Source organism: Actinoplanes sp. NPDC049548 (assembly GCF_040676695.1).
In the GTDB taxonomy this organism is placed as follows: domain Bacteria; phylum Actinomycetota; class Actinomycetes; order Mycobacteriales; family Micromonosporaceae; genus Actinoplanes.
Genome location: NZ_JBFAPM010000034.1, coordinates 22777 through 46894, shown reverse-complemented (window position 1 = coordinate 46894; position 24118 = coordinate 22777). Strand labels below are relative to the sequence as shown.

The following is a 24118-nucleotide window of genomic DNA, read 5'->3' as shown; positions in this document are numbered from 1 at the left end:
CCCACCGGCAGACCACCCGGACCCGCACCGAAAACGAAGAACCCCTGAACCCACAACCGTGGGTTCAGGGGTTTCCGATGTCTTGAGACATCACATGGCGCGCCCGGCAGGATTCGAACCTGCGACCGACGGATTAGAAGTCCGTTGCTCTATCCGCTGAGCTACGAGCGCCTGGCCTGCACATACTAGAGTCCCACCGGCTCCCTGGCGAGCCGGATGTCACGCCGTCGTGCTGCCCGCTTTGTCGTCCGATGCCCCGGCGCCCAGCTCCGCCTCGGCCTCCGCCCGCGCGACCCCTTCGGCGCTGTCCTCCGGCGCCGGCGGGATTTCCTCCTCGGCCGTGCCCTTGGGGGGCAGGAACGCGTCCACCCAGCGTCCGAGCTCGCGGAACACCTCGGCGCGCACGTCCTTGCCGGACAGCGTCAGGTCGTGCATGCCGCCGTCGAAGCGGGCGATCGTCACCCTCGGGCCGAGTCGCGGCGCCCAGCGGACGATGTGTTCCACATCGAGGACCGAGTCGGTCACTCGCGCGTCTTCGGACCAGGCCTTACCGCGGAAGGTACGGGTGGAGCAAGCGACCAGGATCGGCGCGCCGATCGCCAGTCCTGCGCGCAGGCGGGTCTGCCCGCGGCGGATTGCTTCGAGCCATCCGGTACGCACGGGGAAGCCGAGCAGGGGCTTCCAATCCAGCTCGTACGTCCATTCGCCACGGTGGTCCGAGTGCAGACTCTGCCCGTACACGCCGAGGGTGCTCAGTGGCAGCACGCGGTAGGGGTTACGGGAGCTGGTGCGCCCGACGAGGTTCATCAGGGGCCGGCGCAGCACCCACGGCACGTTGAAGTCGAAGAACGGGCTGTTGAGGAACAGGCCGTCGACGATGCCGCGGTCGCTGCGGGCGTGGGACCACAGGGACGTGATGAGCCCGCCCGTGGAGTGGCCGGCGACCAGGAGCTGGTCGTGGCCGTCCTGTTCGCGGATGATGCGTGCCGCCTCGTCGAGCTCCGGGAAGTACTCGGTGAGGCTGCGGGCGAAGTTGGGCGTCTGGTGGGGGAGCAGGCTGCGGCCGTACTTGCGCAGGTCGAGGGCGTAGAAGTCCCAGCCGCGCTCGCAGAAGAAGTCGGCCAGGTGGGTCTGGAAGAAGTAGTCGACGAAGCCGTGCACGTACAGCACCGCGCGCCGGGTGGGCTTGTCCGCGCGGCGCCGGACCAGGGTCGCGACGACCGGCCCTTCGTCGTCGGTGCCCAGGTCGATGGTGTGCCGCTCGTACGGCGGGCCCAGGACGTCGGTCTCCACGCCAGCCAGGTTACCCACAGGTAGGGCCTGGCGCGCCATAGCAGCTACGGCTGATCTTCGGAGGTTTTCCCCATCGCGCCGTCGTCCACAGGCCGCGCCGGCACTCCGGGCGGCCAGGGCGGCCTTCACGGCAGGCTGCTCCCACGAACTTCGACCGATGGAGGAGAAACGATGTTCGACACCAATATCGTCGTGATCGGCAACGTGCTCACCCCGCCCGAGTGGCGGCGGACCGCCGGTTCCCACACCCTCGTGGCGAACTTCCGGCTGGCGTCGACGGCACGCCGCATGGACCGGGACACGGGCAAGTGGGTGGACGGCAACCATCTTCGGGTACGCGTGAACTGCTGGCGCCGCCTCGCCGAGGGAGTGGCGTCCTCCGTCACGGTCGGCGACCCGGTCGTGGTGGCGGGACGCCTCTACACCCGCGACTGGACCGACGCCGAGGGCAACCTGCGTACGTCGTACGAGATGGAGGCGGTCTCCGTCGGTCACGACCTGTCCCGCGGCCGGGCCCGATTCTTCCGGAACAAGTCGGCGGCGACGGCTGCGGTCGAGAACCCGGAAGCGGTGGACAAGGTACGCGGTGAGCCGGCGTCCCCGATCTCCGAGTGCGACGCCCCCGCGGTGTACGGCGACGGCGTGCCCGACGGCGAGGAGCCGACCTTCGAGGACGTGCCCGCACAGCTGCCGGAGGGCTCCGAGCCCGTGGCCGCACTACCCGGCGGCGGGTTCGAGCCGTTCGACAGCATTGCGGCGCCCCCGGACGCCGAGCCGGTCGAGCCCGTCGACGCCGAACCCACCTCGACGATCCACGAACCGACGGCGGGCCGCACGGAGCAGGCCGAGTCGGTGAGCCCGCGCCGGGTGCGCAGCCGCAGTCCCCGTCGTCAGCCGGTCGCGGCCTGACCGGTCACCGCAGAGCCACCGGCCCCGGAGCGGCTACGGCTCACGGGGCCGGGGATGGCAGCCGGCGGCCCGCGCGAGACCGGGCGCGGGCTTCCGGCTCACCTGGGCGATGCGCGACGGCCGGCATCGCCTGGGCGGTATAGCCGCTCGTCGCCGGGGTCGCGAGCGAGCGGCCGAACCCGGTCGCCGGCGTACGACGGCGACCGGGCCAGAGTCTCCGGCCGCCGGTGGACGCGAGGGGTGAGCACGCGTCCCACCGGAGGGGCGGGCGGTCGGCACCCGCCCGTCCCCGCTGTTCCGCCCTTACCGCGGTGAGCGCACGCGAGGCGGAACAGCACCGGCCGGCCGCCGCTCGGTCGAGCAACGACGGCGGCCGGCCGCCCAGGCGCGACGGCGGAAGGGTCCCCGCCCCTCCGTCGTCGTCCGGCGGCGCGCGGGTGTTCCGGTGGCCGGCATCCGCGCGCCCACCCTCCTGCCCTGCCCCCGGGGCGGGAGGGGCGGGCCTGCCCGGCGTACGGCGCACGAGGGCCGGGCAGGCGAGAAGACCGCCGGCCACCGGTCCCGCTGGCGGACCGGTGGCCGGCACGCGGGCAGGGGCCCGCTCACTAGGGTGGTGCGGATGGAACGAGGAGGGCGAGCTGGGATGGTTGCCGACGCCGCCGGGATTGTGGCGGGGTATGCGCTGGATGCCGTTCTCGGCGATCCGCGGCGCTTTCACCCCGTGGCCGGCTTCGGCCGGGCGGCGGGGGCACTCGAGCAGCGCCTGTACGCGCCCAACCGCGTGGCCGGCACCGCATTCGCCGTGGTGGCCGCCGGCATCCCGATCGTGGCCGGTGCGGGTCTCGCCGTCCTGACACGTCGCCGGCCGGCCGTGCGAGCCGCCGTGGTGGCGGCCGCGACGTGGACCGTGCTCGGCGGCCGCACGCTGCGACAGGAGGCGGGCATCATGGCCGGCCATCTCGAGCGCCAGGATCTGGCCGCGGCGCGGGGGAGGCTGAACCACCTCTGCGGGCGCGACCCCGCCACGCTCGACGCGCCTGAGCTCGCCCGCGCCACCGTCGAATCCGTCGCCGAGAACACGTCCGACGCCGTGGTCGCCCCGCTGTTCTGGGGCGGCGTCGCCGGGCTGCCGGGGTTGCTGGGATACCGGGCCGCCAACACGCTGGACGCGATGGTCGGGCACCGCTCCTTGCGATACGCCCGCTTCGGTACGGCGTCCGCGCGGCTCGACGACGCGCTCAACCTCCTGCCCGCGCGGCTCACCGGGCTGCTCACGATCGCCGCCGCGCCGGTCGTGCAGGGACGCCGGGCCGAGGCGTTGCGGGTGTGGCGGCGCGACAGGCGGGACCATCCGAGTCCCAACGCGGGGCAGTGCGAGTCGGCGATGGCGGGGGCGCTCGGCGTACGGCTCGGGGGACGGAACGTCTACTTCGGGCGTACGGAAACCCGGCCTTTCCTGGGCGACGGACCGCGGCCGTCAGCCGCCCACCTGCGCCGCGCCGCACGCCTCTCCGGAGTTGTCGGACTCGCGGCGGCCGCGATCGGTGCCGGGACAGCCCTCGTCCGTGGCGTGGCCGGGAGCCGTCGATGAGCGGCGGGCTGCTGGTCGCCGGCACCACGTCCGATGCCGGCAAGAGCGTGCTGACCGCGGGAATCTGCCGGTGGCTGCGCCGGCGGGGGGTGAAGGTTGCGCCGTTCAAGGCGCAGAACATGTCCAACAACTCCGTCGTGGTGGTCGGCGAGGACGGGCGTGGCGGTGAGATCGGGCGGGCGCAGGCGATGCAGGCCGCCGCGTGCGGGATCGCGCCGGACATCCGGTTCAATCCCGTCCTGCTCAAGCCGGGCAGCGACCTCTCCAGCCAGGTCGTGCTGCTCGGCGAGGCGATCGACACGGTGACCGCGGGCAACTACCGCGCTCTGCGGCCCAAACTGGCCGAGACGGCGCATGCCACGCTTGCCGCCCTGCGCGCCGAGTACGACGCCGTCATCTGTGAGGGCGCCGGAAGCCCTGCCGAGATCAACCTGCGCGACGGTGACTTCGTCAACATGGGGCTGGCCCGGCATGCCGGGCTGCCTGCCGTCGTCGTCGGCGACATCGACCGCGGTGGGGTCTTCGCCGCGCTGTTCGGGACTCTGGCCCTGCTCAGCCCCGAGGACCAGGCGCTGATCAGCGGCTTCGTCATCAACAAGTTCCGGGGCGACCTCGGCCTGTTGCGGCCCGGGCTCGACATGATCACCGCTGCCACCGGGCGGCCGGTGCACGGCGTGCTGCCCTTCGATCTCGACGTCTGGCTCGACGCCGAGGACTCACTCGCGTACGGGCGGACATTGGGACGTCCCGGCCCGCCGCGGGGAACGGAGTGGCTGCGCGTCGCCGTGGTGCGGCTGCCGCGCATCTCCAACGCGACCGACGCCGAGGCGCTCGCGGCGGAACCCGGCGTGCGCGTGATGCTCACGATCGAACCCGGCGACATCGCAGACGCCGATCTCGTCGTGCTTCCCGGTTCCAAGGCGACCGTCAGCGACCTGGCATGGCTGCGGGAGACCGGTCTGGCCGACGCCGTCCTCGCACACGCGGCCGCGGGCAAACCGCTTGTCGGTATCTGCGGCGGCTTCCAGATGCTCTCCGAGACGATCCACGACGAGGTGGAAAGCCGCCGCGGCACCGTCCCGGGACTGGGGCTCCTGCCGGTCGGCATCACGTTCGGCGCCCGCAAGACCCTGACCCGGCCGAGCGGCACGGCGTGGCATCAGGTCCCGGTCGGTGGCTACGAGATCCATCACGGGTACGTCTCCAGCGGCGCACCGGAACCACTCCTGCGATACGCGGACGGCACGCCGGAGGGTGCCGTGGTGGGCGCGGTGTGCGGCACGCACTGGCACGGTGCCTTCGAGTCGGACGAGTTCCGCCGCCGCTTCCTGACCGAGGCGGCCCGGCAGGCCGGCCGGCACGGTTTCGTGGTGGCCCCGGACACCCGCTTCGCCGACGTCCGGGAGAAGGCGCTCGACACTCTCGGCGACCTTGTCGAGGAGCACCTGGACACCGACGCGCTGTGGCGGCTGATCGAGTCGGGTCCGCCTGCGGGCCTGCCGTTCATCCCGCCAGGGGCGCCGGGTGGCTAGCTTCGCCGAGCTCGCCGCGCGCATCCTGGCCACCGGGCCGCGGCTGGGACCCGTACGCCTCGTCGCCGTCGACGGGCCGAGTGGCGCGGGCAAGAGCTGGTTCGCCGGGAAACTGGCCAAGGCCGCCGATGTGCCCGTCGTGCACACCGACGACCTGCTCGACGGGTGGGAGGACCAGTTCACCTTCTGGGCGCGGCTCGAGGAACAGGTGCTCGAGCCGCTGCGGCGCGGGCGTCCCGCCACGTACCAGCGCTACCTCTGGCATCGGCAGGCGTTCGGCGGACCTCCTGTGACGGTTGCGCCTGCTGCGGCCGTACTGCTGGAAGGGGTGACGTCCGCGCGCCGGGCGATCCGGCCGGAGCTCTCGTTCTCGGTGTTCGTGACGGCGCCACCGGATCTACGCTGGCGTCGGGCTTTGGCACGCGATGGGCGTAACGATGTTGCGTTTCGGGCGTACCTTGAGCGCTGGCGCGCCGCGGAGGACGATCACTTCGCCGCCGAGGCCACCGCCGCGCACGTGGACCTGCTGGTCGACGGTGCGGCCGAAGGATCCGGTGACCGCTACGAACCGTTGCGGCAACCGCCTCATTGGCCACGATCTGCTGTGTGAGCAGCGGGGACGGGGACGACGATGACGACCGAAGACGACAACCGGCCGACGCGGCGACGGGTCACGCTGACCGGCATCAGTTCCCGCGCCTGGGAGCACCCCGCGGACCGAGGTGCGCTCACCGCCCTGCGCGAGCTGCGCGGCTTCGACGACGTGGTGAAGGCATTCTTCGGCATGTGGAACGAGCGGGGCTTCCGCCTGCAGTTCCTCGCCAGCGCCATCCGCGTCGACCACCGGCAGTATCCGCGGGTCTACCAGCGCTTCACCGAGGCCGCCACCACCCTCGACGTCGCCGAGCTGCCCGAGCTGTACGTGAGCCAGTCGCCGGTCATCAACGGGCAGGCGATCGGTATGGACAAGCCGTTCATCGTGATCACCACCGCGGCCGTGGAGAAGCTCGACGACGACGAGCTGCGGGCCCTGCTCGGGCACGAGATCGGCCACGTGCGCAGCGGCCACGCGGTCTACAAGACGATCATGATGATCCTCACCCGCTGGGCCGCCAACCTCAGCTGGCTGCCGGTCGGCGCGATCGCGCTGCGGGCCATCATCGCCGCGATGTTCGAGTGGTGGCGCAAGGCGGAGCTGTCCGCCGACCGGGCCGGCCTGCTCGCCGGCCAGGACCCGGCAGCCTCCACCCGCCTGCTGATGAAGCTCGCCGGCGGTGGCGACCTCTCCCAGATCGACACGGCCGCCTTCCTGGAGCAGGCCGCCGAGTACGAAAGCGGCGGCGACCTGCGCGACAGCATCCACAAGCTCGGGATGACGGCATGGAGCACGCACCCGGTGCCCGTGGCGCGCGCTTCCGAGCTGCGCAAGTGGATCGACGCGGGCGACTACGGCCGGATCCTGGGCGGCGACTACCCGCGGCGCGACTCCGACGGCAACGCCTCGGTCACCGAGGACATCAAGGCGGCCGCCGACTCCTACCGGCAGAGCTTCACCACCTCGCAGGACCCGCTGGTCGGGTTGCTGCGCAAGCTCGGTGACGGCGCCGCCGACCTGGCCGGGTCCGCCGCCCGCGGGGCACGCGACTGGGCCTCCGGGTCCGGCCGCCGGCGTAACGACGACACGCCACCTCCGCCGACGTCCTGACACTCCCGCAGCGTTGTCACGGCCGTCCGAAACCGTCCGGACCCCGTTGTCCACAGCCTCGAAAAGCGGCCCGGCACTCAGCCGGGCCGCGGGCCTAGGATCGGGTCATGAGCCTCACTGAAGACGACCTGCGCGCCACGATCGCGCGGGAGCTGCCCGGTGTCCGCGCCGACCTCGAACGGCTGGTCCGCATCCCCGGGATCGCGTTCGACGGCTTCGACCACTCGCACGTCGAGCGGTCGGCCGAAGCCGTCGCGGAGCTGCTGCGCGGCTGCGGGCTCGACGTGCAGATCGTCCGGGCCGGTGGGCAGCCGGCTGTCATCGGTCACAAGCCCGCGCCGCCCGGCGCCCCGACGGTCCTGCTCTACGCGCACCACGACGTCCAGCCGGCCGGCGACCCCGCGCTGTGGACGAGCGACCCGTTCGAGCCGGTCGAGCGCGACGGGCGGCTCTACGGCCGCGGCGCCGCGGACGACAAGGCGGGCGTCATGGCCCACGTGGCCGCGCTGCGCGCCTTCGGCGACCAGCTTCCGGTGGGTGTGGTCCTGTTCATCGAGGGCGAGGAGGAGTACGGCTCCGACTCCCTCGACGAGCTGATCCAGAACCACCGCGAGCTGCTGCGCTCCGACGTCATCGTCATCGCCGACTCCGGCAACTGGGACATCGGCGTGCCGGCGCTGACGACCTCCCTACGTGGCCTGGTCAACTGCTTCGTCGAGGTCAGCACCCTGCAGAGCGCCGTGCACAGCGGCATGTTCGGCGGACCGGTGCCGGACGCGCTGACCGTCCTCTCCCGCCTGATCAGCACCCTGCACGACGAGCAGGGCGAGGTGGCGGTCGACGGCCTGGTCGGCCGGGAGGGCGCCACCGTCGACTATCCCGAGGAGCGCCTCCGCCACGAGGCCGGCGTCCTCGACGGGGTCAAGCTCGTCGGCAACGGACGGCTCACCGACCGGATCTGGACCAAGCCGGCGATCTCGGTGCTCGGCATCGACGCCCCCAGAACCAGCGAGGCGCCCAACGCTCTGGTGCCCAAGGCCAAGGCCAAGCTGAGCGTACGGCTGGCGCCCGGCGACGACCCGGCCTCGGCGTATGCGGCGATTCGCGCCCACCTCGAGAAGTACGTGCCGTGGGGAGCGCACGTCGACGTGACCCTGGAGAGCGGCGGCGCTCCGTGCGTCATCGACGCGACCGGCCCGGCGTACGACGCGGCCCGCGCGGCGTTCACGACGGCGTGGGACGGAGTGGCACCGGTCGACATGGGGGTGGGCGGCTCGATCCCGTTCATCGCCACCTTCCAGGAGCTGTTCCCGCAGGCGGCGATCCTGGTGACCGGCGTCGAGGATCCGTTCGCCGGCGCCCACGGGCCCAACGAGAGCCTGCACCTGGGCGAGTTCGCGCGGGTCTGCCTCGCCGAGGCGCTCCTGCTGCGCAACGTGGCAGAGCTGGGCTCGTGACATGACGGCCCCGGCCCCGGGCGAGCCCCGGTCGAGCTGCGACGTACTGGTGGTCGGCGCCGGTCCCACCGGACTGATGCTGGCGAACTGGCTGGCCAAGCTCGGGGTCAGGGCCGTGGTCGCCGACGGCAAGGCGGGACCGACGCGCGAGTCGCGGGCGCTGGTCGTCCAGGCTCGCAGCCTCGAGGTGTACGACCAGCTCGGCATCGGCGACAAGGTCATCGCGGCGGCGTACCGGGCCAACGCCCTCGCACCGGGCTTCGGCGACCGGGTCTTCGGGCGGATCCCCCTCGGACCGCTCGGGGAGAGCCTCACGCCGTACCCGTACATCCAGGTTCTCGAGCAGAGCCGCAACGAGGAGATCCTGTACGAGAACCTGCGGGCTCTCGGCGGCACCGTCCGCTGGGGTGCCGCCGTCACCTCCCTCGAGCCGACGCCCGCCGGCGTCGAAGCGGTGCTGGACGGCGAGAGGATCACCGCCCGGTACTGCGTCGGTGCGGACGGCGCCAACTCGATCGTCCGCAGAGCGCGCGGCATCGCCTTCGAAGGCATCACCAACCCGCACCTCTTCTACGTCATCGACGCGACGGCCGTCGGTGGGCTGGTCGATGCCGCGATCAACGTACGCCCGGGCCGCGACGACTTCCTCCTCGGCTTCCCGATGGTCGGCCGCGGCAACTGGCGCCTGATCGGCCTGGTCCGCGACGACGACGGCGACGGCAAGGTGGGCGAGGAGGACGCCCGCGCCCGCATCCGCCGCGACTTCGCCGTCACGTACGCCGACAGCCGCTGGTTCGCGACATACCGGGTGCACCACCGGGTGGCGGCCGCCTTCCGCGACGGCCCGTTCTTCCTCGCCGGCGACGCGGCTCACGTCCACTCGCCGGTCGGCGGCCAAGGCATGAACACCGGCCTCCAGGATGCCCACAACCTCGCCTTCAAGCTCGCCGACGTCATCCACGGCCGCGCCGCGGACGCATGGCTCGACCGCTACCAGGCGGAACGCCGCCCGGTCGCACGCACCCTGGTCGCCACAACGGACCGCATCTTCGGCTTCATCACGTCCCAGCGCACCTCGCTCCGCGTCCTGCGGCGCGCCATCGTGCCGCTGCTCGCCCCGGTCGGTGTGCGAACCCTGCCGCGCTCCACCGGCGGCTCCCGCCTGTTCGGATACGTCTCCCAGATCCGCATCCGCTACCCGATGCTGCCGGACGAACCCCGCGACCCGGTGGTGGGCCGCCGCCTCCCGTGGACCGGCACCAACCACGCGGCGTTGCGGTCACTGGAGTGGCAGGTCCACGCGTACGGGAAGACCGCTGCGGTTCCGGACCTCGAACTGCCGGTACACGTCTTCGGCGCGGCTCCGCAGACGGCACTGCAACCCGGCATGCTCTATCTCGTACGGCCGGACGGATTCGTAGCGGCGGCCGCCCCGCCCGCCGAGGCGGCGGAGGCCTTCCGTCGCGCAATGCCGCCGCCTGCTTGACCCGGTAGGGGGAGATCGTGCGACCCGCCGCCAGGCCGTGCTGCCGCCGCGCCGCCTCTGCCGCGTACCCCGGAAAACTGCTCGCTCGATCGGGTGTTTCCAGCGCACCGGCGAGATCATCCCTGATAAGGTTCGAACATGAGTTCGAATGATGCCATCGAGGCGCTTCGCGCCGCCGGCCGTGCTCTGGGAGACGTCGACGTCTCCGGATGGGACGACACCATCCTCAGTGACCAGCTCGCAGAGCTGTCCGCGGTCCTGTGCCAGCTCGACGCTCAGCTCAGCCGGGTCGCCGACGCCGTGCGAGCCCGCGGGTACCGCATCGCGGAGCCCCTACCCGAACCCCTCGCAGCCTGACTGTGAGACGGCGAGCCGGCGACGACGCCGGCCGCCATGCCGATGCTCTTCAGCGTCTCTGTCGCCCGGCAGCGCCTCCATTGCCCCATGGGCGCGCTCGACGAGCGACAGAAGCCGCCGTCGCGCTCGCAGACCCTGTCGCCACAGGGCCCGCAAGTGCGGCAGGCGGACCGGCCGGGTCCCTTCGATCCGGCTGGATCCGGCAGGGTTCTGTCGAACTCTGCTGGTGGCCCGGGCCGGCCCGCATGTCCCGGTCGGCCGGCCCGGCAAGCTTTCGCACCGTCGATCCGTTGCACCGGCTCGGCAAGTGCTTGCACCGCTTGTTGGCCGCGCCGGCTCGCAGCATTCCATCCTTCTGCTGCGGGCCGGTTCGGTGCTCCGGCTCGACGGGGCGCTCAGCGTTCGCGCAGAGCCGCGCATCGGCTTGCCTGCCGCAGTCCATCGGCGGCCGAGCCGAGCGTTCGGCGCGATGTCCGTGACCTCCTACGGACCAGGTCGCGGCCGTTTTGACTGCTTCACGGGGGAGCACGTCACAACGGCCCGGAAATTGTCGTAGGTGGCTGCCAGGATGGGTCCGTGCAGTTCCTCGACCTGGCAGCCACCTCGGCAGCCGTCACCGCCGTCTCCGGCCGGAAGGCGAAAATCGACCTGATGGCCGACGCTCTGCGCCGCCTCGATCCCGTTGAGGTCGCGCCGGGCTCCGCCTATCTGGCCGGTGAGCTCCGGCAGCGGCAGACCGGCGTGGGCTATGCCGCCCTGCGGGACCTGCCGGCGCCCGCGGCCGTGCCGAGTCTCACCGTCGCCGAGGTCGACTCCCGGATCGCCGCGATCTCGATCGTCGCGGGTGCCGGCTCCCAGGCCCGCCGGCGTGAGCTGCTCGCCGAGCTGTTCGGCCGGGCGACCGCCGACGAGCAGCGGTTGCTCGTCGGACTCTTCGGCGGGGAGCTCCGTCAGGGCGCACAGGCCGGCCTGCTCGCCGACGCGATCGCCCGCGCCGCCGACGTGCCGGCCACCGCCGTGCGGCGGGCCCTGCTGCTCTCCGGCGACCTCAAGCAGGTGGCGGTCGCCGCCCTGAGCGGCGGCGCGCCCGCGCTGGCGGGCATCAGCCTGCGCGTCGGCACACCCCTGACACCGATGCTGGCCAGCAGCGCACCCGACGTCAACACCGCCGTGGACGCCACCGGGTCGCCCGCCACCGCCGACGTCAAGCTCGACGGGATTCGCATCCAGGTGCACCGCTCCGGGGACGATGTCGCCGTCTTCACCCGCAGCCTCGACGACATCACGCCCCGCCTCCCGGAGGTGGTCGCCGCCGCGCGTGCGCTGCCGGTCACCGACATCGTGCTCGACGGCGAGGCCATGGCGCTGGACGCCACCGGCCGCCCCCGGCCGTTCCAGGAGACGTCCAGCCGGGCCGCCACTCGAGGCGCCCGCCGCGGCGGCGGGAACGGACCTGTCGAGGGCCCCGCGCTGGTTCCGTTCTTCTTCGACCTGCTGCACCTCGACGGCACCGACCTGCTCGACGAGCCCGGCCGCGTCCGCTGGGCGGCGTTGGCCGACACCCTCCCGCCGTCGCTCATCGTCGGCCGCCGCACGGTCGAAACCGCCGAACAGGCCCAGGAAGCCTTCGCCGCCGCCCTCGCCGCCGGCCAGGAAGGCGTCGTCATCAAAGCGCAGGAAGCCCCGTACGACGTGGGTCGCCGCGGCGCCGCCTGGGTGAAGGTCAAGCCCCGCCACACCCTCGACCTGGTCGTCCTGGCGGTCGAGTGGGGACATGGCCGCCGCAAAGGCTGGCTGTCCAACCTGCACCTCGGGGCCCGTGACCCGCGAACGGGCGGGTTCGTGATGCTCGGCAAGACGTTCAAGGGGCTCACGGACGAGCTGCTGCGCTGGCAGACCGAGCGGTTCAAGGAACTCGCCGTCGACGACTCCGGCTGGGTGGTAACGGTACGCCCGGAGCAGGTCGTGGAGATCGCCTTCGACGGCGTCCAGACCTCACCCCGCTACCCGGGCGGCGTGGCCCTGCGCTTCGCCCGAGTGCTCCGCTACCGCGACGACAAACGAGCCGAGGAGGCCGACACCATCGACATGGTCAAGTCCATCGGCGGCCACAACCAGCCCGAATCCTGAAGGCCAAGCGGCACGATCGCCGTGCACTCCACGCCCGACTTAAAGGTCTAACACGATCTCTTAGCGGGTCCAGTTGATCAGTCGGCGCCAGCAGATTAGGACGCAGGCACGGCTGACAAGCCGTCGTGGATGTCGAGGCGGCGTTCCCAGCGCACGGCAAGTCGGCGGAACTGGTGCAGCAAAGCGAAGGTCTGCTCGACGACGTAGCGCAGCTTGCCCAGGCCTTTGACCCTGTGCGTCCTGGGCTTGGGGATGATCGGCTCGGTGCGCCGTGCTCGTGGCAGGCCTGGCGGAACGCCGCGCTGCGGGAAGCCTTGACGGCCAGCAGCGCGGCAAAGCGGCGCCGGGGCCGGCCCGGGCGTCCGGCGATCGGCGGGTAGCAGTCGAGCAGGTCCCGGGCCCGTTTGATGTCGGGCACGTTCGCGCCGCTGGTCAGCACGTATATCGGGGTGCCGTTACCGTCGCAGATCAGGTGGTGCTTCGAGCCGGGCTTGTCGCGGTTGACCGGCGACGGGCCTGTCCCGGCACCCCGTTTTTCGCGTCGATGTGACTCGCGTACATCGCCGCTCTCGACCAGTCGATCCGGTTTGCTGCGTTCAGCCTGGCCAGCAGTATCTGGTGGACTTGGTCGAAGACGTCGGCCTCAGTTCAGCGTTGCAGCCGCCGCCGGCACGTCATCCCCAGAGCCGAACCCGAGCTCCTGCGGCGGGTCCCCTCACCCGATGCCGGTGTGCAGCACGAACAGATTGCCCTGCAGGCACAGCCGGTCCGACAGAGGCCGCGGGCTCGGAGCCTTCGCCGGCCACGCAGGCAGCACCGGCTCGATCAGCTTCCACAACTCGTCGTCGACCCACGCCTTGCTCACGACGAACGGAACGAGACTGATCTTCGCCTCGCCACGCTGATCAACATCGATTCAGCAGATCGCGTGAGGAGCTTTAGGGGCAGTTAGGAAGTTCGGTCCCCAGCGGCAGCGATGTGGTCTGGTCGGTCTTGACGCACTGCAGGTCAGCGCCTTTCAAGTTCGCCCCGCTCAGGTCCGCCCCGATGAGGTTCGCGCCGCTGAGGTCGGCTTCGATCAGATCCGCGCTGAGGTGTGCACCCCGCAGGTCGGCGCCATTGAGGTTCACGCCGTTCGCGTTGCTTTTCATCTGTACATCGATGAGCACCGCACCGGACAGATCCGTGCCATGAAGGTAGGCGGCGTCCAGATTCGCTCCGGAGAGGTCCGCGTCGTGCAGGTCCGCGTCCCGTAGGTCTGCGCCGACAAGGTCGGCGCCGGCGAACTTGCCCGCGGGCAGGACCGCCCGTCCGAAGTTCGAGAAAGACAGTACGAGGCGACTCTCATCGCCACGGCCCGGCACCCGGCGTGCCAGGACGGTCATTGCGGCTTGGATGTCCGCTGGGGGAGCTGCGGGAAACCGGGATTCGGGTTCGTCGGATACCTGGGAGTGCACGCGGATGAATGCACAGAGGATGTCCACGACCGCGGCCTGGTCGTCCTCCGAGTCGCGCATGATGCGCTGGAGCGCATAGATCGCCCCCATGCGAACGTCGATCTTCTGTGGTCCCGGTTGGCCGAGCTGCTCCACGGCCCTGGTGAACCTATCGGTGATCTGGCCCTGCAGGGCGAGCGCTTGTTGATCACGGTTGTAGTTGTTCGTGATCACGAGGCCTACCGCCACCGCCAACACAGAGAGCAGACCAGCAATCGCTGTAACTCGTTGCCATCTGTCCGACTCGGCTTGCACAAAGCCCATAGTGGATGACCGGTGGCCGGAACAACCAGTTCTGTCGGGGCGGCGCCACGTCACCACTCGAAAGAGCAGGGTTCCCGTTGGCGACGTTGCGGAAGCTGTTCGGTGTCCTCTACATTGCCGGCTCCGAGGGATCGAACGGCCCCCGGCCGCACGACCTGGTCCCGCGGGCAGCGTGCGGCGTCGCTCGTCTAGGAGCGGCGATATGGACGACAACAGCATCGAGCCCGGGACCAAGCTGACGCCCAAGGACCTCTTTGCCATACCCGCCGCCTGTGGCGCCGGTAACGTGCCGGCCAAGCTGACGCCATGGGCCGCAAACCGGACGTCCACGAAGGCCGGCGGCCTGCACCCGCTCAAAGCCAACTGCCACGTCGGGCGAAAGGGGCGCCTACCCGGGCCGGCTCAGAGCGCCGCCAGCGACCGGACGTAGTTCACCTGCTGGTGGACGTACGTGACCTGCGACTGGTCCGTCACCGGGATCCGCGACACATACTGCCTCGTCCCATTCGTCACCGTCACCTGCACTGTCCCCTGCTGGATCGTCACCTTGACCAGCAGGAACAGCAGGCTGAACACCGTCAGGACGCAGAATCCCGCGATCGCCGCCACGATCGCCCACGTCGGGATCTTCGTCTCGCTGTGCCAGTAGTCGTGCACCGTCCACGTCGAACCCGGCAGCGGGATGTCGCCGGCCGGGGTGTGGACGACCGTCGAGGTCACGCCCATGTCCCCGATCTGCACGATCACCGGCCCGGGCACCGCCGGCGCGTCCGGCGGAGGCGGGGGAGGGGCCGGCACACTCCACGGGTCACTGGGGGCCGGATCCTGGGGAAACGTCACTCCCGAAACCCTAGTCGGGCACAGCCGGGCACGAAACTCCGCGCGAACAGCGTCAGGCGGGCAGGACGGGCAGAGCAGGCAGGCTCAGGCGGGGTGGATTGACCGGTCCGTGGCGTGACCGGCGGGCGGCGTCGGCACGGGCGGCGGCGATGCACCCTCCACCCGGTCGACCCGCTTCTTCGGCGTGTCGCCCTGCGCTTCCTTACGCGCCTGCCAGCCGTACGCCAGCAGCGCCATCACCGCGAACATCCACCACTGGACCGCGTACCCGCCGTTCTGCCACGCGTCCTCGTGGTCGACGGGGATCCGGGAGAAGCCTTCCGCCGGATCGGTGTCCAGCACGTATGCCCCGTACACGGGATAGGGCATTTCTTTCGCGAGATGGGGCAGCGAGATCCTGCGGGTGTCCAGCCGTCCGTCCCGGCGCGAGATGCTCGAGGGGCGGCTCTCGGTGAGGTGGAGCTGGCCGACCACGGTGACCTCGCCCGCCGGGGGTGGGGAGGCGACCGGTGGGGAGATGGCGTCGCCGTTCTGGGACGGGACCCAGCCGCGGTCGATCAGTATCGCCGTCCCATCTGCCAGGACGAGGGGGGTGACGATCTCGAATCCGACTTTGCTGTCGACCGTGCGGCCGCGGGCCTGGATCTCGTGCGTGGCGTCGTACTTTCCGGTCACGGTGACCTTCGTCCACGCCTGGTCCTTGCCGGGCCGGGCGCCGAGCGTGCCCGCCGCGGGGGGCTTGACCAGCACTGATGTCAGCGGAACCGCCGGTGCCGAGTCGGCCGCGTCGATGCGGTGGTTGATCGCGCTGCGCTCGTGGTACCGGTGGAGCTGCCAGTTGCCGAGGAAGACCATGACCACCGAGGCGGCCACCGTCAGTGCCGCCGCGGCGAGCCAGCGGGGGGTCAGCAGGAACCGGTACACGACCCGAGGCTACCCGGGTGTGAACGGCGGCTCGCGGCTGGCAGGTAGGGTGCGACTTCCGGCGGGCTTATCACGTCGGCGGCGTTTTCCGTATCCCCGAGGGAGCCATTGATGACCACCCCATCACGTCTGGTGGTGAGCGCCCCCTCGTCCGGGCACGGCAAGACTGCGATCGCTGTCGGGTTGCTGGCGGCCTGCGCTGCCCGGGGAGTGCCCGCGGCCGGTTTCAAGGTGGGGCCGGACCACACCGACGCGGCGTACCTGGGTCTGGCGGCCGGGCGTCCCGGCCGCAACCTGGACCCGCGCCTGGTCGGGGCGCAGCGCATCGCTCCGCTGTTCGCCCATGGCGCGACCGGTGCTCAGCTCTCCGTCATCGAGGGCGCGATGGGCCTGTTCGACAGCCTGACCGGCCAACCGGAGATCGACGGCACTGCGGCGGTCGCGGCCGCCCTGCGCGCGCCGGTCCTGCTCGTCGTCGACGTCGCGGCGATGGGGCATTCGCTGGCGGCGCTGGTGCACGGCTTCCGGATGTTCGACGAGATGGTTCACCTGGGCGGCGTCGTGCTCAACCGGGTCGCCTCGCCGCGGCACGAGGAGATGCTGCGCACCGCACTTGACGACATCGGCATGCCCGTACTCGGTGCGCTGCGCCGCGGCGACCTTCCCGCCGTGCTGCCGGCTCGCGCTCATGGGCCGGTGCCGGTCGCCCACCGTACGGTCGAAGCGGTCCGGGCGGTCCGCCGCCTGGGTGAGGCCGTGGCGGGCGCTCTCGACCTGGACCGCATCATGGCCCTTGCGGACACCGCCCCCGCGCTTGCGGGATCGCCCTGGTCGCCCACGGACGCCCTTGCCGAGGCGACCGGCGAACCTCCGCTTCCGCCCGGGAACCGGCCGGTGATCGCGCTGGCGGGCGGGCCGGGTGCGCCGTACACGTACGTCGAGACGGCGGAACTGCTCACGGCCGCCGGAGCGGACGTCGTCGTGCTGGACCCCCTGCGCGACGAGGCCCTTCCACCCGGCACCCGGGCCCTGATGATCGGCGCGGGCCTTCCCGAGGGCTACGCGGAGGAGCTCTCGGCGAACCACCGCCTCAGCGCGGCCGTCGCGCGGCTCGCCCACGAGGGCGGTCCGATCGTCGCGGAGGGCATCGGACTGCCCTGGCTGACCCGCGACTTCGATGGCCGACCGATGTGCGGCGTCCTCGACGCGTCGGCGACGACCGGCGCCCAGACCGTGGCCGGCTACCGCGAGGCGACAGCGCCGGCCACGTCGCCGCTCGCCCCGGCGGGAGCGCGCGTCACCGGCTACAAGCAGCACCGGGCGATCGTCACACCCCGTGCGGGACAGGTCCCGGCCTGGACCTGGTCAGGCGGCAACCCGGAAGGCTTCATCTGGCGGCAGGTGCACGCGTCCCAGCTCGGCCTGCACTGGGCGGGCGCGCCGGACATCGCCCGCCGCCTGGTCGCGGCGACGGCCCTGCCGGGCGAGGCCCCGCAGATCCCGGTCAAGGCCGGCGTCGCCCCACCCACCGAAGACCCGGGCGAGGCCACGTTGTCCCTCACGGCCGTGACACCCCCAAACCCTTGATATGTACGCGGACACGAGCCCAGTGACACCAAAGCTCTCGACCGCCCTCGAACCCGGACTCCGCCCCGCCCCCACCGCCCCGGAGCGCTAGGTCGCCCCCTCGAGAACGGCGCCCGGTGGCACCGCCGGCGTCCCGTGGCACCGCCGCCAGGGCCGCGCGATCCTCCACCGAACGCCGCCCCTGGCACGCGACCCGCCGGACTCCGGCCGGGCCCGTTCTCCCGCACCCGGCACGGCGTGTCGCCACCCGACACGCCGCCCGGCAATTGTCACAGCCCGGCCTTACGGTGAGGGGGTCCGCGAGAAGGGAGAACGACCGTGGCAGATCGTGTGCCGCTCGATTTCGACCCGCCGGTCCGCCAGATCCGGGCCTTGCTGTTCGGCATCACCGACGACCATCTCACCGCCCCGACGCCCTGCCCCGCCTGGTCCGTCGGCGACCTGCTCGATCACCTGATGGGCCTCTGCTGGGCCTTCACGCAGGCAGCCCAGAAGAAGACCGACCCCGGCACCGACTCGGCCCCGCCTCAGCCCTCCGCGGCCAACCTCAACCGCCACTGGCGCAGCCGCCTGCCCGTCGTCCTCGAAGACCTCGCGACCGCCTGGAGACAACCGACGGCTTGGGAGGGCACCGCCTCGGCGGGCGGCGTCACGATGCCGGCGGCCGCCATGGGCACCGTCGCCGTCAACGAGCTGATCATGCACGGCTGGGACCTGGCCCGAGCCACCGGCCAGGAGTATGCAGCCGATCCCCGCACCCTCGAGCAGCTCATCGAGTTCCTGTCCCAGGGCCCGGCGGAGGGCACGCCCGGCCTGTTCGGCCCCGTCGTCCCGGTCGACGACGAGGCAACCCTCCTCGAGCAGGCCGTCGGCCTCGCCGGTCGCGACCCCCACTGGCGTCCGGTCACGGCGCCCCACTGAACGGGAGGGGACGACGCCACCGAAGCCCCGGGTCAGTCCCCGTGGACCATGCTGTCCGGAGGCGGGGTGAACTTCGCCTTCGGCAGGCCCTTGAGCGCATCCTTCAGCGTCTCGGCCACCGTGAACTTCGAGATCGTCCCCCGGCTGGTCCCCACCGTGTTATCCGGATTGTCCGGATCCGCCACGAAGGCCGCCGCCGCCAGCTGCGGGGTGAAGCCGCAGAACCAGGCGCTGCGGTTGCTGTCGGTCGTGCCGCTCTTGCCCGCGACCGGCCGCCGCAGCGTCGCGTGGACCATCGGGGAGGTCGACCAGCCGCCGCATTCGCCCTTCGCCGCGCCGTAGCCCGTCACGCAGCGGGCCGCGTCCGTCGCCGCCTGGGCGACTTCCGGGCGCAGGGCCTGGTGGCAGCGCGGGCCGGCGACCTTCTTGCCCTTGTACTCGAGGCTGGCCCCGTCGCGGGTGTTGATCAGGCGGACCGGGATGGGTTCGCAGTACTTGCCCTCGGCCGCGAGGGTGGCGAAGACGTTGGCCATCTCGATCGGGGTGGCGTCGCTGACGCCCAGCGTGAAGGCGCCCCAGCCGTTCGCGTGCTCGGGTGTGGCGAGCATCTTGTCGATCTCGGTACGCCATTTCAGGCCGAGGCGTTCCGCCATCCGGACCGCCTTCTCGGCGCCCACCTTCTGTTCGAGCTGCACGAAGTAGGTGTTGACCGACTTGCCGAAGCCGCTCCACATGGTCTGGCGGCCGCTCATCGAGGCGCTGGAGTTCTTCGGGCACCAGTGGATGCCACAGGTCGCCGGGCCGGGGGCGGTGATGTACTTGGTGACGTAGCGCTGCGGGGAGTTGAAGGCCGTGTCCAGCGGCATGCCCTCGTCGAGGGCCGCCAGCATGGTGAAGATCTTGAACGTCGAACCGGCCTGGTAGCCCGCCATGTCGCCGCCGCCGAGCAGCGGGTTGACCGTGTTCGGGTAGTTGCCGCGGACCTGGTCCCGGAGCCGGCGGTCGCTGTGTTCGCCGTTGTTCTTCTGATCGAGGGAGTAGCGGCGGTTCACGGCCATGGCCTTGATGCGGCCGGTGCCCGGTTCGATGACGACCTCGCCGTGGGCGTAGACGCTCTTGCGCTTCTCCTTGTCCAGGACGTGCTTCATCGCCGACGACTGGATCTTCGGGTCGATGGAGGTCACGATCTTGTAGCCGCCGCGGCGGAGGTTCTCGAGGCGTTCCTGGGCGTTGGCGCCGAAGGCGGGCTGTTCCATCCACCAGTTGCGCAGGTAGTCGCAGAAGAAGCCCCAGTCGTTGTGCTTCTTCGGCACCGACACGCAGTCGTTGGGCGGGCTGGTCAGCTTCAGCTTGATCCTGCTCTTCTTGGCGGAGCGGGCCTGCGCGTCGGTGATCGTGCCCATCTTGAGCATCTGGTCGATGACGTAGTTGCGCCGCTCGGTCGCCGCCGTCTGGTCGTTCACCGCCGGGTCGTACGCCGACGGTGCCTTGACCAGGCCGGCGAGGGTGGCCGCCTCGGTCAGGGTGAGGTCCTTGGGCGTCTTGGAGAAGAACACCTCGGAGGCGGCGAAGATCCCGTACGCCCGGTGCCCGAAGTACGCCGAGTTCAGGTACCGCTGGAGGATCTCCTCCTTCGACACGCGCTTCTCGAGCTCGATGGCGAGGCGCATCTCCCGCAGCTTGCGGGCGGTGGTCTGCTCGGTGGCCTCGAGGGCCTCCTTGGGCGTCTTGGCCCCGTCGCGCAGCGCCATGCGGACGTACTGCATGGTCAGCGTCGACGCGCCCTGGGAGACGCCGCCGGCCTGCTGGTTGGCGACGAAGGCGCGGGCCACGCCCTTGGGGTCGACGCCGTTGTGCTCGTAGAACCGGGTGTCCTCGGAGGCCACGATCGCCTTGAGGACGTACGGCGACATGTCCTCGATCTTGGTGGGCTTGCGGTGCTCCTCGTAGAACATGGTGAGCAGGGTCTTGCCGTCGTTCGCGTACACGTAGGTGGTCTGCGCCGACGGCACGACCGTGAGCTGCTCGGGCATGCTCTGCAACGCGTCCGCGCCGTTCTTCGCCTGGACGCCGGCGAGGGCGACCAGGGGGAAGATCAGACCGGCGATGGCGAGCCCGGCGATGAGTCCGGCCCGGATGAGCGGGGCGAGTCGTCCAGCTTTGGCGAGTCCGGTCTTCGTCACCCTTCGAAGGTATGACAAATCGGCTCATGTCCCGACGGAACGGCCGAAGTGGCCGCCGGTTTCCGATCCGGCATGCTGGCGGGGTGGAGATGGATCTGCACCACCACGGGGACGCCGAGGTGGCACCGGGGCTGGTCGACCTGGCCGTCAACGTCCGGCGGCAGCCGATGCCGGCCTGGCTCGCCGACCCGATCGCGGCGACCCTCGGCGACCTCGCCGCCTATCCCGACGCGACGCGCGCCACCGCGGCCGTCGCGCGCCGCCACGGCCGGGACCCGCGGGAGGTGCTGCTGACGGCCGGTGCCGCCCAGGCCTTCGTCCTGATCGCCCGGGCGGTCGACGCGCGGCGCCCGGTCGTGGTCCATCCGCAGTTCACCGAGCCGGAGGCGGCCCTGCGCAACGCGGGCCACGACGTCGGGCGCGTGCTGTTGCGCGAGGCCGACGGGTTCCGCCTGGACCCGGCTGCGGTGCCGGACGATGCCGATCTGGTCTTCGTGGGCAACCCCACCAATCCCACCTCCGTCCTGCACCCGGCGGACGATGTCGCCCGGCTCGCCCGCCCCGGCCGGGTGCTGGTCGTCGACGAGGCGTTTGCCGACACCACGTGGCGCGCCGGTGTCGACGGCGAGCCGGAGTCGCTCGCCGGCCGCGGTGACCTGCCGGGCCTGATCGTGCTCCGTAGCCTCACCAAGACCTGGGGGCTGGCCGGCCTGCGGATCGGCTACGCCCTCGCCGGTCCGGAGCTGATCACCCGGCTCGCCGCCGCCCAGCCGCTCTGGGCGGTGTCGACGCCGGCGCTGGCCGCGGCCGAGGCGTGCGCGTCGCCGGTGGCCGTCGCGGCCGAGCGGGAGATCGCCGCCGCCCTGGCCGTCGAGCGCGAGCACCTGGTCCGCGGGCTGCGGGGAGTGCCGGACGTCACTGTCGCGGGCGATCCGGCCAGCGCGTTCGTCGCGCTGCGCCTGCCGGGCGCCGGCCAGGTGCGCCTTGACCTGCGCAAAGAGGGGTACGCGGTGAGGCGCGGCGACACCTTCCCGGGGCTGGGCGCCGACTGGCTGCGCGTAGCGGTGCGCGACACTGCCACCAGCGACGCGTTCCTGGCGAAGCTGACCGACGTGCTGAAGCGACGATGACCGACGCGCCGACGCGCCGGACGACCCGAGCTGACACGCTGACCGACGTGCTGAAGGAGCGCCAGTGACCCTGGAGACGACCCTCGCCGCCATCGCGCCCGCCGATGAGCCGGCCATGGCCGCCGCCCGTGACCTGCAGTCGCGGCTGACCAAGCCGGCCGGCTCGCTGGGCGTCCTCGAGGAGCTGTCCGTACGCCTGTCCGGCCTCGCCGGGGCCTGCCCGCCGCCGCTGCCGGAGCCCGCGGCCATCGCGGTCTTCGCCGGCGACCACGGGGTGCACGCCCAGGGCGTCACGCCGTGGCCGCAGGAGGTCACCGCGCAGATGGTGGCGAACTTCGTCGCCGGCGGCGCGGTGATCAACGCCTTCGCCCGGCAGGCCGGCGCCTCGCTCATGGTCGTCGACGTCGGCGTGGCCATCCCGCTGCACGGCGGCGACAACCTGCTCGACGCCAACGTGCGCCGCGGCACCCGCGACCTCGCCCTGACCGCGGCCATGACGCAGGAGGAGGCGCGGGCCGCCCTCGAGACCGGCATCTCGGTGGCCGGCGCACTCGTCGAAGGCGGCGCGAAGTGCCTGCTCACCGGCGACATGGGCATCGCGAACACCACCCCGGCGGCGGCGCTGGTCGCGGCCTTCACCGGCGCGGCCCCGGCCGAGGTCACCGGTCGCGGCACGGGCGTCGACGACGAGACGTACGCCCGGAAGGTCGACGTGGTCACCCGCGCGCTCGCGCTGCACCGCCCGGACCCGGCGCGGCCGCTTGCGACCCTGGCCGCCGTCGGCGGGCTGGAGCACGCGGCGCTGGCCGGCTTCATCCTCGGGGCCGCGGCCCGCCGGGTGCCGGTGATCGTCGACGGTGTCATCGCCGCCTCGGCCGCCCTGGTGGCCGCGGCGTTCGCTCCCGACGCCGTCGCGGCGATGGTCGCCGGGCACCGGTCGGTCGAGCCGGGTGCCTCGGTCGCCCTCGCCCACCTGGGCCTCACCCCGCTGCTCGACCTGGGCATGCGGCTCGGTGAGGGTACGGGCGCCGCCCTGGCCCTCCCGATCGCCGCGAGTGCGGTGCGGGTGCTGCGCGAGGTGGCCACCTTCGACGCGGCGGGGGTCTCGGAGAAGTGAACCTCTATCCGTTGGCGTTGCGGCTCGAGGGCCGCCCGGTGCTCGTCGTCGGCGGCGGGGCCGTGGCCACCCGCCGCATGCCGGCCCTGCTCGCGTCCGGGGCGCGCGTCCAGATCGTCTCGCCCGTGCTCACGCCTGCGCTGCAGGCCTACGTCGACGCCGGCCGGCTGACCTGGCGGGAGGGCCGGTTCGAGCCGTCCGACCTGGACGGGGCGTGGCTGGTGCAGGTCGCCGTCGACGACCCGGCCGCGGCGGCCCAGGTGAGTGTGGCGGCCGAGGAGCGCCGCGTCTTCTGCGTACGCGCGGACGACCGCGACGCCGCGACGGCCTGGACCCCCGCGGTGACCCGGCAGGGACAGATCACCGTCGCGGTGACCGACGGCGGCGACCGTCGCAACGCGATGGCGCTGCGCGATCTCATCGCCGCGGCACTGGAGAACAACGAGCTGCTCAGCCACCGCGCCGAGCGGGGTCAGGTCTTCCTGGTCGGCAGCGGTCCGGGCGACCCGGAGCTGATCACCGTCAAGGGCCGCCGGCTGCTGAACCGCGCCGAGGTCGTGGTCGCCGACCGGCTGGTGCCCGGGATGCTGCTGGACGAGCTGCGCCCCGACGTGGAGCTGGTCGACGCGGCCAAGATCCCGTACGGGCCGTCCGCCGCGCAGGAGGAGATCAACCGGATCCTCGTGGAGCGCGCGCAGGCCGGGAAGTTCGTGGTGCGGCTCAAGGGCGGCGACCCGTTCGTCTTCGGCCGCGGGGGCGAGGAGGTGCTGGCGTGCGCGAAGGCCGGCGTACCCGTGACGGTCGTGCCCGGGGTGACCAGCTCGATCGCCGCGCCGGCGCTGGCCGGCATTCCCGTCACGCACCGCGGCGTCGCGCACGAGTTCACCGTGGTCTCCGGGCATGTGCCGCCGGAGAGCGAGCAGTCCCTCGTGGACTGGGCGGCGCTGGCCCGGCTGCGCGGCACGCTGGTGATCATGATGGGGCTCAAGAACCTGCCGAAGATCGCCGAGCGGCTGCTCGCCGAGGGGCGTGCCGCCGACACGCCCGCGGCGGTGGTGCAGGAGGGTTCGACGAGCTCGCAGCGGGTTCTGCGGAGCACCCTGGGAGAGGTCGCCAAGGCGACGGCGGCCGCCGGACTGCGCCCGCCCGCGGTCGTGGTCATCGGCGATGTCGTACCCGTGCTGGGATAGTCACCG

21 protein-coding genes and 1 tRNA gene are annotated in these 24118 nt (G+C 71.9%); 14 read left to right on the top strand and 8 right to left on the bottom strand.

The window, feature by feature from the left end; translation table 11 throughout:
- Positions 1–95: 95 nt before the first annotated feature.
- Both AB0J80_RS36765 and AB0J80_RS36760 read right to left on the bottom strand, forming a co-directional pair.
- Positions 96–171, bottom strand: a tRNA-Arg gene (locus AB0J80_RS36765).
- Between the two features lie 48 nt (positions 172–219).
- Positions 220–1293 carry an alpha/beta hydrolase gene (locus AB0J80_RS36760; protein ID WP_364714248.1) on the bottom strand — a complete coding sequence of 358 codons (1074 nt, stop codon included), beginning with the start codon at positions 1291–1293 and terminating at the stop codon, positions 220–222.
- 171 nt (positions 1294–1464) lie between these two features.
- Between AB0J80_RS36760 and ssb the strand changes: the two genes are divergently transcribed.
- From ssb to AB0J80_RS36715, 9 genes are all read left to right on the top strand, one after another.
- On the top strand, positions 1465–2202 hold the full coding sequence (gene ssb / locus AB0J80_RS36755) for a single-stranded DNA-binding protein (protein ID WP_364714246.1): 738 nt from the start codon (positions 1465–1467) through the stop codon (positions 2200–2202).
- Positions 2203–2845: 643 nt separating this feature from the next.
- Positions 2846–3793 carry a cobalamin biosynthesis protein gene (locus AB0J80_RS36750; RefSeq protein ID WP_364714245.1) on the top strand — a complete coding sequence of 316 codons (948 nt, stop codon included), beginning with the start codon at positions 2846–2848 and terminating at the stop codon, positions 3791–3793.
- Positions 3790–5325 carry a cobyric acid synthase gene (locus tag AB0J80_RS36745; protein WP_364714244.1) on the top strand — a complete coding sequence of 512 codons (1536 nt, stop codon included), beginning with the start codon at positions 3790–3792 and terminating at the stop codon, positions 5323–5325. The genes AB0J80_RS36750 and AB0J80_RS36745 overlap by 4 nt, the downstream gene beginning before the upstream one ends.
- Positions 5318–5935: a hypothetical protein gene (locus tag AB0J80_RS36740; RefSeq protein ID WP_364714242.1), complete on the top strand. Its 618-nt coding sequence runs from the start codon at positions 5318–5320 to the stop codon at positions 5933–5935. Before AB0J80_RS36745 ends, AB0J80_RS36740 begins: the two co-directional genes overlap by 8 nt.
- Before the next feature lie 21 nt (positions 5936–5956).
- Complete coding sequence (locus tag AB0J80_RS36735) at positions 5957–7030, top strand: M48 family metallopeptidase (RefSeq protein ID WP_364714240.1); 1074 nt, start codon at positions 5957–5959, stop codon at positions 7028–7030.
- Positions 7031–7137: 107 nt separating this feature from the next.
- Positions 7138–8487, top strand: a complete 1350-nt coding sequence (locus tag AB0J80_RS36730) for a dipeptidase (RefSeq protein WP_364714239.1) — start codon at positions 7138–7140, stop codon at positions 8485–8487.
- Between the two features lies 1 nt (position 8488).
- Positions 8489–9973, top strand: coding sequence for an FAD-dependent monooxygenase (locus AB0J80_RS36725; protein ID WP_364714238.1), 1485 nt, complete (start codon positions 8489–8491; stop codon positions 9971–9973).
- 138 nt (positions 9974–10111) lie between these two features.
- Positions 10112–10330: a hypothetical protein gene (locus AB0J80_RS36720; protein ID WP_364714237.1), complete on the top strand. Its 219-nt coding sequence runs from the start codon at positions 10112–10114 to the stop codon at positions 10328–10330.
- A gap of 576 nt (positions 10331–10906) precedes the next feature.
- The gene (locus tag AB0J80_RS36715; protein ID WP_364714235.1) at positions 10907–12460 is read left to right on the top strand and encodes an ATP-dependent DNA ligase; all 1554 of its coding nucleotides are present in this window, start codon (positions 10907–10909) and stop codon (positions 12458–12460) included.
- Here AB0J80_RS36715 and AB0J80_RS36710 read toward each other — a convergent pair.
- The 5 genes from AB0J80_RS36710 to AB0J80_RS36690 form a co-directional block, all read right to left on the bottom strand.
- A complete protein-coding gene (locus AB0J80_RS36710) occupies positions 12423–12929 on the bottom strand; it encodes a hypothetical protein (RefSeq protein WP_364714255.1) in 507 nt (168 codons plus the stop codon). The two genes, AB0J80_RS36715 and AB0J80_RS36710, sit on opposite strands and share 38 nt — an antisense overlap.
- Positions 12930–13175: 246 nt before the next feature.
- On the bottom strand, positions 13176–13325 hold the full coding sequence (locus tag AB0J80_RS36705) for a transposase (RefSeq protein ID WP_364714234.1): 150 nt from the start codon (positions 13323–13325) through the stop codon (positions 13176–13178).
- A gap of 73 nt (positions 13326–13398) precedes the next feature.
- Positions 13399–14130 carry a pentapeptide repeat-containing protein gene (locus tag AB0J80_RS36700; protein WP_364714232.1) on the bottom strand — a complete coding sequence of 244 codons (732 nt, stop codon included), beginning with the start codon at positions 14128–14130 and terminating at the stop codon, positions 13399–13401.
- 492 nt (positions 14131–14622) lie between these two features.
- On the bottom strand, positions 14623–15060 hold the full coding sequence (locus tag AB0J80_RS36695) for a hypothetical protein (protein ID WP_364714230.1): 438 nt from the start codon (positions 15058–15060) through the stop codon (positions 14623–14625).
- An 84-nt stretch (positions 15061–15144) separates the two neighbouring features.
- A complete protein-coding gene (locus AB0J80_RS36690; RefSeq protein WP_364714228.1) occupies positions 15145–15984 on the bottom strand; it encodes an SURF1 family protein in 840 nt (279 codons plus the stop codon).
- A gap of 111 nt (positions 15985–16095) precedes the next feature.
- On the opposite strand from AB0J80_RS36690, the gene AB0J80_RS36685 reads away from it, so the two are divergent.
- Both AB0J80_RS36685 and AB0J80_RS36680 read left to right on the top strand, forming a co-directional pair.
- Positions 16096–17571 carry a cobyrinate a,c-diamide synthase gene (locus AB0J80_RS36685; protein WP_364714226.1) on the top strand — a complete coding sequence of 492 codons (1476 nt, stop codon included), beginning with the start codon at positions 16096–16098 and terminating at the stop codon, positions 17569–17571.
- A 318-nt stretch (positions 17572–17889) separates the two neighbouring features.
- On the top strand, positions 17890–18492 hold the full coding sequence (locus AB0J80_RS36680; RefSeq protein ID WP_364714224.1) for a TIGR03086 family metal-binding protein: 603 nt from the start codon (positions 17890–17892) through the stop codon (positions 18490–18492).
- Positions 18493–18524: 32 nt separating this feature from the next.
- Here AB0J80_RS36680 and AB0J80_RS36675 read toward each other — a convergent pair whose 3' ends face one another.
- Positions 18525–20675 (bottom strand): transglycosylase domain-containing protein, encoded by a 2151-nt coding sequence (locus tag AB0J80_RS36675; protein WP_364714223.1) that lies wholly within the window; start codon positions 20673–20675, stop codon positions 18525–18527.
- Positions 20676–20701: 26 nt separating this feature from the next.
- Between AB0J80_RS36675 and cobC the strand changes: the two genes are divergently transcribed.
- From cobC to cobA, 3 genes are all read left to right on the top strand, one after another.
- Complete coding sequence (cobC, locus tag AB0J80_RS36670) at positions 20702–21805, top strand: Rv2231c family pyridoxal phosphate-dependent protein CobC (protein WP_364714222.1); 1104 nt, start codon at positions 20702–20704, stop codon at positions 21803–21805.
- Positions 21806–21869: 64 nt separating this feature from the next.
- Positions 21870–22922, top strand: a complete 1053-nt coding sequence (cobT, locus tag AB0J80_RS36665) for a nicotinate-nucleotide--dimethylbenzimidazole phosphoribosyltransferase (protein WP_364714221.1) — start codon at positions 21870–21872, stop codon at positions 22920–22922.
- Positions 22919–24112 (top strand): uroporphyrinogen-III C-methyltransferase, encoded by a 1194-nt coding sequence (gene cobA / locus AB0J80_RS36660; RefSeq protein WP_364714220.1) that lies wholly within the window; start codon positions 22919–22921, stop codon positions 24110–24112. The genes cobT and cobA overlap by 4 nt, the downstream gene beginning before the upstream one ends.
- Positions 24113–24118 lie beyond the last annotated feature (6 nt).

Excerpts from the sequence above, each read along its gene's own strand:
- ssb (WP_364714246.1), top strand. The coding sequence starts at position 1,465 with ATGTTCGACACCAATATCGTCGTGATCGGCAACGTGCTCACCCCGCCC.
- AB0J80_RS36750 (WP_364714245.1), top strand. The coding sequence starts at position 2,846 with ATGGTTGCCGACGCCGCCGGGATTGTGGCGGGGTATGCGCTGGATGCC.
- AB0J80_RS36730 (WP_364714239.1), top strand. The coding sequence starts at position 7,138 with ATGAGCCTCACTGAAGACGACCTGCGCGCCACGATCGCGCGGGAGCTG.
- AB0J80_RS36720 (WP_364714237.1), top strand. The coding sequence starts at position 10,112 with ATGAGTTCGAATGATGCCATCGAGGCGCTTCGCGCCGCCGGCCGTGCT.
- AB0J80_RS36725 (WP_364714238.1), top strand. The coding sequence starts at position 8,489 with ATGACGGCCCCGGCCCCGGGCGAGCCCCGGTCGAGCTGCGACGTACTG.
- AB0J80_RS36745 (WP_364714244.1), top strand. The coding sequence starts at position 3,790 with ATGAGCGGCGGGCTGCTGGTCGCCGGCACCACGTCCGATGCCGGCAAG.
- cobC (WP_364714222.1), top strand. The coding sequence starts at position 20,702 with ATGTCCCGACGGAACGGCCGAAGTGGCCGCCGGTTTCCGATCCGGCAT.
- AB0J80_RS36685 (WP_364714226.1), top strand. The coding sequence starts at position 16,096 with ATGACCACCCCATCACGTCTGGTGGTGAGCGCCCCCTCGTCCGGGCAC.
- AB0J80_RS36735 (WP_364714240.1), top strand. The coding sequence starts at position 5,957 with ATGACGACCGAAGACGACAACCGGCCGACGCGGCGACGGGTCACGCTG.